Raw genomic sequence first — 14265 nt, 5'->3', positions numbered from 1 at the left:
GCTTTGTCCAGGATATCCACACGGTTGGTCGCAGCCAGTATCCACAGCCCGAAGTTCTGGTTGCCGGTATTCAGCCCTTGCAGTTCCACCAGAATCTGGTTTAGCGTCTGGTCGGCTTCAGGATGTGAACCGGGACCACTCGAACGTGCACGACCGACTGCGTCGATTTCGTCGATGAAGATGATGCAGGGACGCTTTTCACGCGCATCCGAGAACATCTCACGCACACGGTTTGCACCCAGACCAACGAACATCTCCACGAAGTCCGAGCCTGAGATTACGAACACAGGCACGCCGCACTCTTTCGCCAGCGCAGTGATGATGAGCGTCTTGCCTGTTCCGGGAGGTCCTTCAAGCAGGACACATTGGGGCAGCTTGCCGCCGAACTTCGATTTCTTGACCGCTGATTGCAATCTCGTCATCAACTCGGCTGCTGTCACCACCGCTTTGGTGCCGGTTTTCGCGTTCTGCTTCTCTTTCTTCTCTTCCTCTTCCTTGCGAATCGTCTTGACTGCATCTGCCTGTTCGACGATCTGCCGTTTCAGCTTACGAAACTGCGAGATCGCTTCTGGAATACCCGCTACGTCTTCGAAGCCACGGATCTTGATCGTCTCAGGATCGACCCACTGCCCGAACGTCTTGTCGGCCACACCCTGTGCGTCTCCGTTTGCACCTTGCGGAGCATACCGCCCTCCTGCACCAGGAGAGCCACCACCAAAGATTCGACCCAGACTGATCTGCCCTATCAGAAGCAGGAAGACAAAGGAGATGATCAAGGAGAACAGCGCTAGCTTAGCGATGTAGCCAAACACCGCCAGCACTCCGTCGAAAAATGCCTTCAGCGTTCGCGGGTCATGTCCGAGATCATTTTCTTCATCGCTGCCGTGGCGGCTGCGATTGTCCTTGATTATGATCTCGATCGGCTTGCCGTCAGCGGGAGCAACCACTTTCGTTTCGCCGTTTGCCGCAACGATCGAATTAGCACCAGTCGAAGCGGTCGCATTGCTGCTTCCGACGACTTGAGGCTTAACCAGATCAATTTGATCGGCAGGTACAACTTCATTGTTGTACGTTTTGAAGGACGACTCATGGCCGGGCGGGGGCGCAGTCGAGATTATGCCGCTGGGCATGGTCTCGATTTTGTAGAACACCCCGACCAGCACGAGAGCTGCCAGCACGTAGAACCAATTATTCTTGATGAATTTCATGAGAAATTCCTCCGCGACTACTGGTCGCTTACAGATAGTTGAAGATGAACGGTTATGAAACCGCCCGTATTGCTGGCTTCAACGCACATCCTGAGCGCCTCAGCCAGTTTCGACCACAACATCCCTGTCGTAAGTGAACTGATACAACGAATACGGATTATTCGCTGATATCGCTCACGAGGCACTTTGGGTGCGAGACCTTCGCACCGTGATTAAAGAGCCGCATGCTCCAGATTTCGATCTAGAGTTCTTCCCATTGGTCTGGGTAATGCGCGTCAAGAAAAGCAACGGCATCGTCTCGGTTGACAAAACCTTTGATCAGGTCCGGGTTTCCCATGCGGGTGATTACCTTTGCTTCTTCTTCGGTAGACGCTTTCACCAACCTTGTTTTTGGTTCCTGTGGTCCGAAGAAATCGTGGATACTCACGACGAAAAAGCCAGGTTCATTATTATCTTTCTGTACTTCATTTTGCATAAGCGTCTCAGGGTTACGTTGAAAAACTGTGTCTTAGTCCAGATTCCAGTTTCTGGAAATTGATCGCGGGTTCGCTAGAACCTTAGACTAACACAGGTCAAACTGCAGCAAGTGTACTGTGGCTAGCGAAGATCAATCAGCCTGCTTACTGGTAGAAGCTTGCAATGCTCGATTGAAACATTCTCTCGCACATGTAGCACAAGTGCCGCATTTCTGAGCAACGTGCAGCCGATGAGCCAGATCCTGAAATCTCGTCACACCAGACTGAACAGCTTGCTCAATGTCGCGTTCGGTTACGACATGACAAATGCAAATGTACATGGATACCTCCCGAACAGTTTGCAGTAATGGTAAACGTCTACAGAACCGCCCTTCCTGACTGACTATCCACAATCAGACAATTTCCGCAGCTCATGGAGCCTTGAAATTAAGATGCGAATAGAGGACTGAAGGATAATCTGCGCTTGGATTCAGGGGCCTCTGAGCGATAAGTTAGACGTGCTTGAACCGTATCGACAATTGAGGTTTCCAAGCAACAAAATATTTGTGGTAGCAGCTATGTAACAGCATTGCTACACGAAGCAAAAAGGGCAGCCTGTGGACGTTTTCACAGTGCAAGCTGACCGCGAGCAGGCCGCTTGCGCATCCAGCCAAGCGGACAGTGAAACGGTCGATATCTGAAACGCCCACTTCCGCACCAAATATGATGTCAAACGAGACTTTCTACTGAAACTCCCCTCTTTTGAGCCCTGCATAAAAGCGCCTGCGATAAGTGATTCAACCAGAAATTGAAAGTTGGCTAAACGAGAACAGGTGCAGCACACCAGGCGCAAAAAGATGCAGGCCGCTTTCAGCTAGCGATAACTGGAAACGACCGGCTAGATGCGTGCTGAAAGGGGCAGCGTAAAGGAAAAAGTACTGCCCTGACCAACCTGACTGCGCACTTTGATCAGACCACCATGCAATTGCACGATTTCCTTGCAAATAGCCAGACCAAGACCTGTGCCGCCTTTACGCAGCGAGTCTCCCTTCTCCACCTGCTGAAACCGCTCAAAAACCGAGTCCAACATATCCTGCGGAATACCGCGCCCCTGGTCTACGATTGATATTTCCGCATCGCCGTCTCTCGCCTCTGCTCTGACGGTAATTTTGCTTTGCGGCGGCGAAAATTTCACGGCATTGGAGATCAAATTGACAACAACTTGCACGATGCGATCAGCATCTACGCTAACCATGAGGTTGGTTGGAACCATCTCCAGCCGAACGTTCTGCCCCTCAGCAAATGCAGAGACCGAGTTTGCTGATTGCTCGAAAATAGTGGCAAGACTGACATCAGCTATTGTGAGCTGCATCATTCCTGCCTTGATCTTTTCAATATCGAGAAGATCGTTGATCAGAGCCAGCATACGAGAAGCGCTCTGATCTGCCGCACCGCACATGTGCAAACCACGCTCGTCCAGTGAACCAATTGCACCACTGCTGAGCATTTCGAGCACGTGTCGAATAGTGGTTAAAGGCGCGCGCAGATCATGAGTAATCATGGCCACTACTTCCTGCCTGGTGCGCTGAGCGGCCTTACGTTCACTGATATTATGCAAGACACAAAATGATGATTGCTCAAGTTTCGACCAGTGCACGGACCACCGCACATCGATTATCGATTTATGCCTCGTGCGCAATTTCGTGTCGAACGGAGGCGCATTCAAGACAGTAGTAGCATTCGCCATGCTGTCCATAGCCACGAGAGCATCTTCTGTCGGCACCAGATCGACGTAATAGGTGCCAATCAAGTCATCGGGCTCGTATCCGAGCATACGCTGGGAAGCACGGTTAACGGCAGTGAATCGACCGTTGCTGTCGATCGAGCAAATCACATCAACAGCGTTGGAAATCAGATCACGTTCCTTTCGATTAGAATCTGCCAGAGCTTCGGCCATAGCGTGAAACATCTGATCGAGTTCGGCAATTTCGTCTGAGCCTGTAATTGGCGGCTTGAGAGGCAAGTTGCTAGCCAGGCGCAGAGCGTTATCGACAAGCACCGACAACCGACGAGTCAGGGTGCGACTGACAAGAACAGCCATCAAAAGAGATGTGACGATACTTACGATCAGTCCACCAATCAAGATATTTTGCTCCTGAGCCTCCAGGCGCCGCTCGTATTGCGGACGTCTGCCGCCCTCCTCCTGATGGCGCTTGATCACCGAAACAAGTGCAAAAATCTTACGCAACGCCGCAACCTGCCTTGCACGCCCTTGTTCGCGAAATACCGGATCCATATGCTTTCCGTCCTTCATGAATCTCTCTTCGTATTCATCAAGAAGGTTCAGGGCTTCGCGGATACCAAGCTTGGCCTCGACGATAGCCTTTTCGTCCTCACCATCGCTATCGCCGAGAAATTTCTCTACCTCGTCAACATGCTGCGAGAGCTGTCCGAGATTTTTACTGAGCTCCGTAAAATTCAGTTTCTGCACACCAGACGTCATCAGTTCGATCGAATAGATGTCAGCCAGAAGACTATTGACTGCGTTTGTCTCAGCCTGAAAACGATACTCCAGTGACGCTTGTTGTTCAGATCTGATCTCGAGATAACCAAGCAGAAATACGATAGTCAAAGTAAACAAAAACGGCACTAGCGCCAGAAACAAACCTTTATGGAGTAGTGTTACTCTTCGCTCCACAGCTTAATTCCTCGCATCCCTGGCGCCGGCACGAGGCAATGTAAAAATGAAAGTCGACCCTTTCATCTCTTCACTGCGCGCCTCAATTGTGCCGCCATGCAGTTCAACCAGGGCCTTGCAAATAGCTAAACCAAGACCGCTACCGCCTTTCTGTTTGGCATCAGAAATTTGCACTTGCTGGAACGGTTCGAAAATGGAATGCAGCAGGTCAGCAGGAATGCCTCTGCCGTTATCGGAAACACTTATTTGCAGAGCCTTTGGCGTCGGCTCTGCAGTCACTACAATCAAACCATTTGCCGGCGAGAACTTGATTGCATTGGCCATGAGATTGACTAAAACTCGCACAATCAACCTTGAGTCCAACACCCAACTGACGTTATTGGCCCTGATGTCGATACGAATATGACGCTGCTCGGCCAATGCCGCCACTGATTGGTAGGCCTCCGAAATGACATCTGAAAGCTGCGCTTGCTCTAACGAAACTGTCATCATGCCTGCTTTGATTTTCTCAATATCGAGCAGGTCACCAATCAAAGTAAGCATGCGTTCGGCGCTGCGATCTGCCGAACCAACCAGCTCACGTCCCGACGGAGAAAGACTCCCTAATGCACCGACCTCCAGCATCTCAAGAAAAATTCTGATAGTTGTAAGAGGTGTCTTCAAGTCATGAGTCACCATCTTGATCACTTCTTGTTTCATGCGCTCTGCATCTCTCTCTTCACTGATATCGTGAATAATCGAGATCATGTTCGAGTCGTTTTCTGAACGTTGTGCAGACCAGAGCACATCAACAAATGAGCCGTTCTTCGTGACCATCCGGCTCTCAAATGTTGTTGAGGTAGACTCCATTCTGATCTGTGACAGCATCCGTTCTGCGTAAGAGCGATCATCCTCAGCGACGAGGGATAAACAGCTTCGTCCCAGGAGTTCATGGGGTTCGTAACCGAGCATCTGAAAAACTGCCGGGTTTATGGCTGTAAAATTGTCACTACTGTCAATCGAACAAATTATGTCGACTGCATTTTCTAGAAGTGCATGCTCTCTGCGATTTGATTCGTTTAGAGCGTCTTGCATGTTGTGGAAGACAAGATCCAGGTACGCGATTTCGTCATGACCCGACACCACGGGGTTGAGCGGCATTGAGCTGGCCAATCGCCAGGCGTTATCAGACATGGTCTTCAGCCTGTTTGTCAGCCCCCGGCTGATCATCCAAACGCTGAACAAACTGATCGCTGCACTGAGCAATAGACCGACCGCCAATATCACTTTCACAAGCCAGCGCGTATTAGCAATCTCGAGCTCCTGCGCACTTTCCAATTCCTGCTGTTCCGCGTCCTGAGCCATCGTCATCAGTTCTGGCGAAGCCATATGAAATAGTGTTTTACGGCGAGCCTCGCTGAAATTTTCAGAGTGGTCGCCCATCCAGACTTGACTCTTGAATGCGTTCGTACGCCCAGCTCTGTATCCTTCCAGGAGCCATGTCAACCTGACCAGACCCTGGCGCGTCGCAGCAACAACTTGAGCCTGTTCAGGATTCTCTTTTACCAGCCCAGCCAGACGATCGACACTACTGGTGAGTCGATCTAAGGTCTTTTGCAGATCTTCCACCGCTGGAGAATCCGATTTGGTCAAGATACCAATCTCGAACAGCTCCAAAAGCAAGGCATTAGTGGCATCAGAGACCTGCCGGCGATGGTCTATACGCGCGATCTCAGCCCTGGTATGGCTATGAAGCTGCGCCAGTGTGCCGACAAAGAGTATTTCGAAAACCAGCGGAATGGCGACAAGTATGAGTGCCTTTTGAAAAAGCGAAGGCTTTGACGAAACGTTCCAGGTACTGGCAATCGAGGAGGAGGTAGACATTTGACTACGATCAATCTCAGTGACCGCCTCAGCTTAACATTACGGCTCGCTCCGGCGGAATTGTTGAACAAGACCTTTCAATTGAATTTATGCTAACGGCGCCAGCCCGGTGCAAAATCGCTACCACAGGTGGTGACTGCGCTAAGCGCGCGCACACCGCACCAATAACGGTGACAGAGCAGCGAACACCTTCGAGAAGAAGAAGAACAGATAATTCTACCGATCAGGCAGACCAAAACCGATGGAATTTGCCATTACTAGCGAAGCTGCCAGTGTCATGCATCGAGCGTATCCAGGCAGCAAACCTGGCCGAAGCGAACATGTACAAATGTTGCGACACATAGAAGTTACAGAGTCGCTATTGTTTGCAAGAAATAGCTTGTGTTACTCGTTGGTGTAGACACACGGAGGCACAACTTATGGAACCATACGACTGTTATGCCCTCATTTACGGTATCTGGGTTTCGATTTCCTTTTATCTTTTTCGCGAAGCTGTTGGACTGAACGAACGATGAAACGAAAAAGCCGTAAGTGTGAGTGACACTTACGGCTTTTTCGTTGGCGGTAAACTTAATACGGAACCGGCTTCCAGCCTAGAAATCAACGCGGAGGTTCGTGAACACCGTTGTTGGTGCGGCACTCGTTTTTTCACGAAGCTCACGATCGAACACAGGATTGACCGTAGCACCCACACCGACCCAAACATTTGTACTGTCGCTGCTATAAAGCTTTTGCTCATGACCAGCAGAAAGTGTACCGACAGTCCAAACATCAGACTCGGCCATTCGCTTCATTGCTTCATGAGAAGACAGATGCTCGTCGGCAAATACCTCCTCAAGACCACCTTGCTTTTGATTTATCGATGCATGCAAATAACTTCTGGATGATTCCCGCTCATAACTGCCGTTCAGCCCGAGGTTAGAATCCTCAGCTGACCGAGCCGCGGGCGACTCTCCCGTTTCAGCATCAGAAGTGCCAAACTTAAACTTGCCATGAGGTTCACCCGTATCAAGCTTCAACACTGGCAGCAAAGAAAGATCCTTTTGCGACAACGCCTCAGACCGGCAATCGGGCAATCCAATCGTATGATTCGCAAGCACAGTCTCCGTTGTGGAGTCTTTACAGGTCACCAATTTGCCCGCCTTGTCGTGGTGAGGCAACGGCGTGAAAGCAGAATGCCACGAAAGAGCCTGATGCCCCAACTCACCACTAGATTCGCTGTGACCAGCTTGTTTAGTGCTGTCGGCTGCAAATTCCATATTGGTACCTCTTAAAAATCGGATTGGTCCTGCTACTTGAGAACAGGAACCTGTGCTTCAGCCGCAAAAACCTCCTTGTTAGTTTCGGCCGCTCGCGTTGGTGCGGAAAAATCAATCGATGCAGCTTGTTCGCCAGCAAAGACAAGGTCTGGAGATTCTAGACAATCAAGCAGATATGCGAAATGCATGATTCTGTTATTGATTGAATCTTCCTGCCAGCCTCTGAAACTAATAACGAATTCCCCCGGCGCCGGGTCGCTTACATAACAGTATTTTGTGCTCGCCATGGGTATTTCGGCTTTGCGCGCACTCTGCAAAAGTTGATCATCCGAAAGAACGGTATTGAATCTTACTTGCACATACGTGCCACTGTTAACTCTGGAGACCTCGATTTTCCGCCCTATGTAGTGAGTGAGTGCAAATATTACCGCGTAGCTGCGTTTGCGATAGAAGTCACGAGAATTTCTAATTTGCTTCTCCAAAAATCCTTGATTGACGAAATCAGCCAGAGCTTGCTGCTCCCAAACAGGCAACTGATTTTCAAATTTTTGCTTGGCGTAAGAGACAAGCGTTGTCAGACACTCGGGCACTACCATAAAGCCGAATCGCACCATGGGTGCTACCACTTTTCCAAAACAGCGCATATAGATTACAGAATCATTTTCATCGAGCCCCTGGATGGCCGGCAGTGAAGTAGTGGCTTGCCTGTACTCACTATCGCAATCATCTTCAATGATCAACGCGCCCGTAGAGCTAGCCCAGGTCAACAGCTCACGACGCCTCTGCAGAGACATCTGCGCTCCGCTTGGTTCGAGAACTGACGGAGTCACGTAAACGAACTTGACCCGGTCCTTCAGCTCATACAACTGTCTAACGCAAATTCCTTCACTATCGACGGGAACAGCAATAACCCTCCCACCATTCGATTCGATCGTCTGCCGAACAGCCCAATAGCCGGGGTTTTCCACTGCAACGCAGTCACCCGGGTCGAGCAACAACCGACAGATCAGATCAAAGCGACTTTCCTGGCTGGCAAAAATCGCCACGCGACTGGCATCACAACGAATTGCGCGCGAACGTGCAAGAAAACCTGCGGCCGCTTCTCTCAAGCGCAAGTTACCGAAAGACTGTTCAGAAGCGGCAATCAATTCGTCCTTTCTGTCCTCATAATATCGCGAAACCAGGCGCTTCCAGAGAGCCATCGGAAGCGGACCTTCGCTTTGAGAAGGATTGCGATTGAAGATATCGGGAGTCTGACCAATCTCCTGTTCTCTGCGACAATTCTCCAGCAGCTTACTGCCGTAATCCGAAAGAGAGACAGTTTTTCTTTCCTTCGATTGCGTCTTAGGCGGTGTCAAATCGAGCAGCCCAGGCGGATTTTGCGTAACGAATGTTCCTTGTCCCGGTCTGGATTCCAAATATCCTTGCACTTGCAATTCGTCGTATGCTTTTAAAATCGTTGACCGCGACAGAGCGAGCGATGTGCCTAACGAGCGCACTGAGGGCATGACTGAGCCGGGTAACAGTCGTCCGTCTGCAATTGCATCTTTCAGGGACTGTGAAAGTTGTCGGTACAACGGATACTGTGATTGTGTATCAAGCTGCAGGATTAGTTCCATAGTGCCTCGTCCTTGTGAGAATACAGCAACCATAAAACTGACGTGTGGCAATGCTGTGTCCGCAACTGGACCGTTGATCACATGCAGAAATAGCATGAGAGCATCGAGTCAAACTAATTCAGTGGCGCATACTATTGTTCACTGCGGTCCACAAGGCATGCCGCAAGCTAATTGCGCACAGCCCAGCGAGCCGCCATATCACGAAGCAAGCTGCCTATCCAAAACTCGAGATCAGGCGTTGGGAGCCGCAGGAGCAGCGCTCTTCGGACGTTTGGCGAGAATTGCTTTGGCCTGTGCATACATCAATTCGGCATCGGCATTGCGACCAAGCTTGCGTAACAACTTCGCATAGTCGCGCAGTGTATCAGCGGTATCAACGTGCTCGGCACCCAACTTATCACGACGCAACTTCAATGATCGTTCCAACAAAGGTTCGCATTCAGTATATTTGCCCTGCTGGAAAAGCACGCTCGCCAGAGTGTTCAAGCAACCTGCCAGTCTCATGGTATCCACCGGCTCTGTCGCTTCGATAATGGCTGCAATTCGCTTCACATACGGTTCGGCTTCAGCAAACTTACCCTGAACGCACAAAACACCCGCCAGATTCGTCAGGTCGGCCCCCAGAGCTTCGTGCTTGGCGCCCAACTGATTCTGCTTCAGCAACAAAATGCGTTCATAGAGGCTTTGCGCCTGATTGTAGTCGCCTTGCTCGTAGTAGCTTTCGGCCAGTCGTGCCAGAGCCTCCCCGAGGGCGCTCTTCAGATCATTCTTGGCACCTATCGTTGTACCAGTTTCCCCAGCCGCTGCGGCGCCTTCCGCCTGCTGCACCTGAGCTTCTAGTTGCGCGATGATTACCGATTGCAGAACCGCTGGATTCGCAGCCGGTTCAGATTTCGCAGGCGCGGCGGGCTCCTCAACAACATTGGCTTTTTCAAGGGCATCAGCCCAGAAGGACGGTGCTGATGTGGCCTTCGCAACTTCAGCGGGTGATGCCGATGCTGGAGCTGGTGCTGGAGCTGGTGCTGGTGCTGGTGCTGGTGCTGGAACTGGTGCCGGCACTGGAGCTGGCGCTGGCGCTGGCGCTGGAACTGGTTCAGGAACTGGAGCTGGTGCCGGAGCTGGTGCTGGTGCTGGTGCTGGTGCTGGAACTGGTTCAGGAGTTGGTGCTGGTACTGGTGCTGGTGCCGGTGCTTGTGCTGGAGCCGGTTCAGGAGCTGGTGCTGGAGCTGGCGCTGCTGCTGGAGCTGGTGCTGGAACTGGTTCAGGAGCTGGTGCTGGAACTGGTTCAGGAGCTGGTGCTGGAACTGGTTCAGGAGTTGGAGCGGGAACTGGTGCCGGTTCAGGAGCTGGTGCTGGAACTGGTTCAGGAGCTGGTGCTGGAGCGGGAACTGGTGCCGGTGCCGGTTCAGGAGCTGGTGCCGGTGCCGGTTCAGGAGCTGGAACTGGTGCTGGTGCCGGTTCAGGAGCTGGTGCCGGAGCTGGCGCTGCTGCTGGAACAGGTTCGGAAGCTGGAGTCGAAGCAGTCGCAGACTCTGCTGCCACAACCGGAGCTGGAGCGGTCACCACTTGCGGAGTCGATTCCGGTGCAACACTCGGCACCGGTGATGGTGCCACCACTGAAGTAGATCCAGCGCTTGGAGTCAAGACTGATTCCGACGCTGATGTAGGTGCCGACGTGCTCGATGAAGACTCTCCTCCGGTTCGAGCAGAAGGTGATGAAACCATCGATTGGAATGGTGAACTCGACCCTCCCGCAGTCACAGGCTCGGCAATTGGCTTAGGCGCCTCCACGGGTGGTGCAACCTCAGCCACTGGAGCCAGAACCGGGCTAACTACAGGAGCTGCCTGAACAGGCTGGCTGGCTGGTTTTACGGAAGAAAACAGTGAGTCGACGTCCTCATGATCATCATCAGATATAGAGGATGCGAGCGAGGTAGCGGCAACCAATTCTCGTGGAGCTTCGGACGCCTTTTCCGCATCGGGCTGAGACTTTGCTTTTGCAAAAGAGTACGGTTCGATGTCGTCGACCAGATCGTGCTTAACCGATTCAGCGACTGATTGTGCCGCCGGCTGTGCAGCTGTTTCTGCTACAGCTACCGCCTCTGCTGGTTCCGCCACCACTTCTGTAACGGGTTCCACAACGGCAGCGGCTGCAACTACTTCTTCCACGATTTGAGTCGTCTCGACTTTTACGGTCGATGCCTCTGTAACTGCTGAAATCGGCGCAGCGGAATCCTTCTCTGTAGCGGCAGCAACAGAACTTTCTTCGTCAGATTTGACGCTCTCCGCTAACTCTTCGATCAATTTAAGCGCAATCGACTCAGCTTCACTACGAGGTTTGATTGGATCAGGTTTAGCGGTTTCAGCAAACGAGATACTATCCTCGAGCTGGCTCAGTAATTCCTGAGCACTGACAAGCTTCGGTGTCTCCTTGTCTGCAACTTGCAACGCTTCTGCAGCCTTGCTCGTCGTCTCTGCGTTAAATAGATCGTCAATCTGGCTGATTTCTTCGGTCGGTTCGTTCGCCTCTTGCTCTCCAATAATGCCTTGCAAAACAGACGAATAAGCGACGTCTGAATCGCCAGAGCTGGTACTTACTTCAGGCAAGCTCTCAAAGTCGCCTGTCTCGGTCATAGCGGAGTCAGGGCTACCGAGCGAAAGCGGTTCATGCTTGGAACGGATTTCCGCCTTGCTCTGAGCAGCAGCAGCAACATTTTTCAGCATCTGCGTCATCGCATCCGGCTCAACTTCTTCCGCAGATCGGACTGGTTCTTTCTCAGTAACAGATTCCCGGTCTGCGCTTGCCATCCTCTCGACTTCATCGGTCGTGGCTGTGAGACTCTCGCTGGCAAAGCCGCCGTCGTCGGGCACCGCAGTCAGCATCTCTGAGTCGAACAATGTCGATGCCGCATCGAAATCGTCCATAACGGCACGAAGATCGAACTTCTTCGGTACTCCCGATTTAGTGGCTTTAGGTGACTCTTCCGCCACTGAAGGCTCTGATGCTTCTTCTATTTTCTCGTCAACAACAGCTCGTGTTTCTTTCTCCACTTCAACAAGCTGAGCAGCTGCCTGGGCACTCGTGTCAGAAGTGATGATGTCTGAGTTGAACGACTCAGAAGCAGCGATCGCAGGTTCTGCAATCTCAGGTCGTGCGACCTCGGACTCAGTCGTCTGCAGCGCGGGGGCGTCCTCCGCAGATGTCGGATGTAGACTTTCAGCGACGGCTTCTTCTGCTTGCTCCCTGGACTCTGCTAATGCCGAAGTCTCCGCACCCGCAGCTTTCTTGACCACATCCTTTTCCGGGTCGGGTGGCAACAGCTTATCCAGCAAGCTAGACGTCGAATCAGTAGGCGAGACGCGAGCCACATCTTTGCCACCACCATTAGTGCCTTTGTCGGCAGAGAAGAGACCGCGCAAGTCGGAGAGTGAGACGAGCTTGTTCTCATTCACCGGAGCCTCTTCTTTTGCAACAGGCTCGGCAGCCTTCGCTTCAATAGATTCTCCGCCCAGAACACTGTCGAGAGCATTGATCACTTCATCGACGGCCGGAACTTTTTGGGTGTCTGATTCCTTTGCTTTTTCCTGATCGACTAGCACCTTAAAGAAGGCTGGTAAATTATCGTACGAGGAAGTCGATGCATCGACGGCTTCTTCGGAGATCGGTTCCTGCGCAGCCTCGACGACCTTGTTTTCGAGAGACTCAATTGCCGCCTTGTCATCTTCCAGGCTTTGCGACTGTTCGGCTTCCAAAGATTCCTCTTCGTTGACCGACTTCGACAGCATCGCCTTCAATTCAATTTCTTCGCTGATTTCATCGAGAAGACTGCCCAGCATGGACGGTACTTCGTCTCTCGGTCCATCATCCAGATGAGCGAGTGATGACTCGGGAACTGAAACCTCAGCTGCCGACGTGTCGACTTCATCACTGAAAGTCTCCTCAACGACTTCAGCACCAGCGTCATCAACAGCAAGCGCTTCAGCTGCCATTGCTTCGATTCCGTCGGAGACTTCAAAAGGTTCTGCAGCCTCATCGACAGCACCAGCGACACCGTCGACAAGCTCATCAAGAAGGACGGCGCTCTCGAGTTCAGCGTTTTCAGAATCGGCAATCGCCACTTCTTCAAGCGACATCGTCTGGTCAACGTCATTTGCTTTCTGTACCGCTGCTTCAATCATTGAGTCGTCGTCGTCCAGGAAGGCATCAATCAAGCTGACAGCTTCCTCTGCTTCATCGGCAGTCTTAATCACTTCGGAGAGATCAATCTGCTCAGCACCGGACTCTTCAAATACAAATTCCTCTGCGACGAATTCTTCCGGAACGAATTCCGAACCGGTAAATTCACTAGACGCTGCAGGCTCTGAAGCAACTTCTTCAGAATCATCCAGCATCTCGTCAAGCAAAGATGCCAACATCGGTGGTGGCTCTGGTGGTGCAGCAACCGGCGACGAATCTTCCGCGACTTCGCTATAAACTTCTTTAACCGTTTCAGCCTGAGGTGCAGCGGCCGGTGTGCCGATTGCATCTAACTCTTCAAGGGAATAGCCTCTTTCTTTCGTTTCAACGGTATCAACCTTGGTGCCAAACAGACCCAACTTCACTTGCGAGATATCGACAGAGGTAGCGCCCTGCACCTGCATCGGCATAGTGGCGTTCCAACCTATGTGAGCAAGAGCCTCGGCAAAGCTGATCTTTTCCTGCCTGTTCAGACAGTAGTCGAGCGTGACAATGGCATCGTCCTGGGTGAGGAAACCATTAGACATCATGGTGTAACACTGCAAAACACATTGCATTGTCAATTCATCAATGTAACCTGTCATATGCAAAACTTTGGCCAGAAGCTGCGCGTTTTTAGCCGACTTTTCCAGCGCATTATCAATATCATCTTGAGTAACAACGCGCGCCAGCATAAGCATTTTGTCGAAAGAAACAATCTGTTTGGATTCAGCCTCTGCCACCTGTTCATCTATAGTTTCGAGCACAGTCGAAACATCCTGACCGGTCGCTTTGATCTGCTTTAACGCATCGGCAGCATCTTGTGGAGACAACTTGTCTTCATCGATACGCCGCTGCAATTCTAAGGCGGCGCCAAGCAGTTCATCAGAGACGTAACCTTGCTCGACCAGCACCTGTCCGATCTGTTGATTGTTCACCAGACCCAA

At 51.6% G+C, this 14265-nt stretch carries 8 protein-coding genes and 3 pseudogenes; 1 reads left to right on the top strand and 10 read right to left on the bottom strand.

Features of this window, described 5'->3' with window-relative positions:
- From EKK48_17340 to EKK48_17300, 9 genes and pseudogenes are all read right to left on the bottom strand, one after another.
- Nucleotides 1-1208 (bottom strand): AAA family ATPase (locus tag EKK48_17340; protein ID RTL40212.1); only part of this gene is annotated, 1208 nt, incomplete at its 3' end.
- Nucleotides 1209-1449: 241 nt separating this feature from the next.
- A complete protein-coding gene (locus tag EKK48_17335) occupies nt 1450-1683 on the bottom strand; it encodes a hypothetical protein (GenBank protein ID RTL40211.1) in 234 nt (77 codons plus the stop codon).
- 132 nt (nt 1684-1815) lie between these two features.
- Nucleotides 1816-2004 (bottom strand): bacterioferritin, encoded by a 189-nt coding sequence (locus EKK48_17330; GenBank protein RTL40210.1) that lies wholly within the window; start codon nt 2002-2004, stop codon nt 1816-1818.
- Between the two features lie 557 nt (nt 2005-2561).
- Nucleotides 2562-4361, bottom strand: a complete 1800-nt coding sequence (locus EKK48_17325) for a PAS domain S-box protein (GenBank protein RTL40209.1) — start codon at nt 4359-4361, stop codon at nt 2562-2564.
- Between the two features lie 3 nt (nt 4362-4364).
- Nucleotides 4365-6224: a PAS domain S-box protein gene (locus tag EKK48_17320; GenBank protein RTL40208.1), complete on the bottom strand. Its 1860-nt coding sequence runs from the start codon at nt 6222-6224 to the stop codon at nt 4365-4367.
- Between the two features lie 593 nt (nt 6225-6817).
- Nucleotides 6818-7483, bottom strand: coding sequence for a hypothetical protein (locus tag EKK48_17315; GenBank protein ID RTL40207.1), 666 nt, complete (start codon nt 7481-7483; stop codon nt 6818-6820).
- 32 nt (nt 7484-7515) lie between these two features.
- A complete protein-coding gene (locus tag EKK48_17310; protein ID RTL40206.1) occupies nt 7516-9198 on the bottom strand; it encodes a PLP-dependent aminotransferase family protein in 1683 nt (560 codons plus the stop codon).
- A gap of 135 nt (nt 9199-9333) precedes the next feature.
- Entirely contained in the window at nt 9334-9606 is a 273-nt protein-coding gene (locus EKK48_17305; protein ID RTL40216.1) for a tetratricopeptide repeat protein, read from the bottom strand.
- Between the two features lie 21 nt (nt 9607-9627).
- Nucleotides 9628-10161, bottom strand: a pseudogene (locus EKK48_17300) (tetratricopeptide repeat protein).
- On the opposite strand from EKK48_17300, the pseudogene EKK48_17295 reads away from it, so the two are divergent.
- A pseudogene (locus EKK48_17295) lies at nt 10065-10379 on the top strand (hypothetical protein). The pseudogenes EKK48_17300 and EKK48_17295 overlap by 97 nt on opposite strands.
- Before the next feature lie 115 nt (nt 10380-10494).
- Here EKK48_17295 and EKK48_17290 read toward each other — a convergent pair.
- Nucleotides 10495-10578, bottom strand: a pseudogene (locus EKK48_17290) (OmpA family protein).
- Between the last annotated feature and the right edge of the window lie 3687 nt (nt 10579-14265).

It is taken from the genome of Candidatus Melainabacteria bacterium (genome assembly GCA_003963305.1).
Classification (GTDB): Bacteria; Cyanobacteriota; Vampirovibrionia; order Obscuribacterales; family Obscuribacteraceae; genus PALSA-1081.
The sequence above is the reverse complement of the archived record's forward strand: the minus strand, read 5'-3'. Positions and strand labels throughout refer to the sequence as shown.

Excerpts from the sequence above, each read along its gene's own strand:
- EKK48_17330 (RTL40210.1), bottom strand. The coding sequence starts at position 2,004 with ATGTACATTTGCATTTGTCATGTCGTAACCGAACGCGACATTGAGCAA.
- EKK48_17305 (RTL40216.1), bottom strand. The coding sequence starts at position 9,606 with ATGAGACTGGCAGGTTGCTTGAACACTCTGGCGAGCGTGCTTTTCCAG.
- EKK48_17310 (RTL40206.1), bottom strand. The coding sequence starts at position 9,198 with ATGCTATTTCTGCATGTGATCAACGGTCCAGTTGCGGACACAGCATTG.
- EKK48_17315 (RTL40207.1), bottom strand. The coding sequence starts at position 7,483 with ATGGAATTTGCAGCCGACAGCACTAAACAAGCTGGTCACAGCGAATCT.
- EKK48_17320 (RTL40208.1), bottom strand. The coding sequence starts at position 6,224 with ATGTCTACCTCCTCCTCGATTGCCAGTACCTGGAACGTTTCGTCAAAG.
- EKK48_17335 (RTL40211.1), bottom strand. The coding sequence starts at position 1,683 with ATGCAAAATGAAGTACAGAAAGATAATAATGAACCTGGCTTTTTCGTC.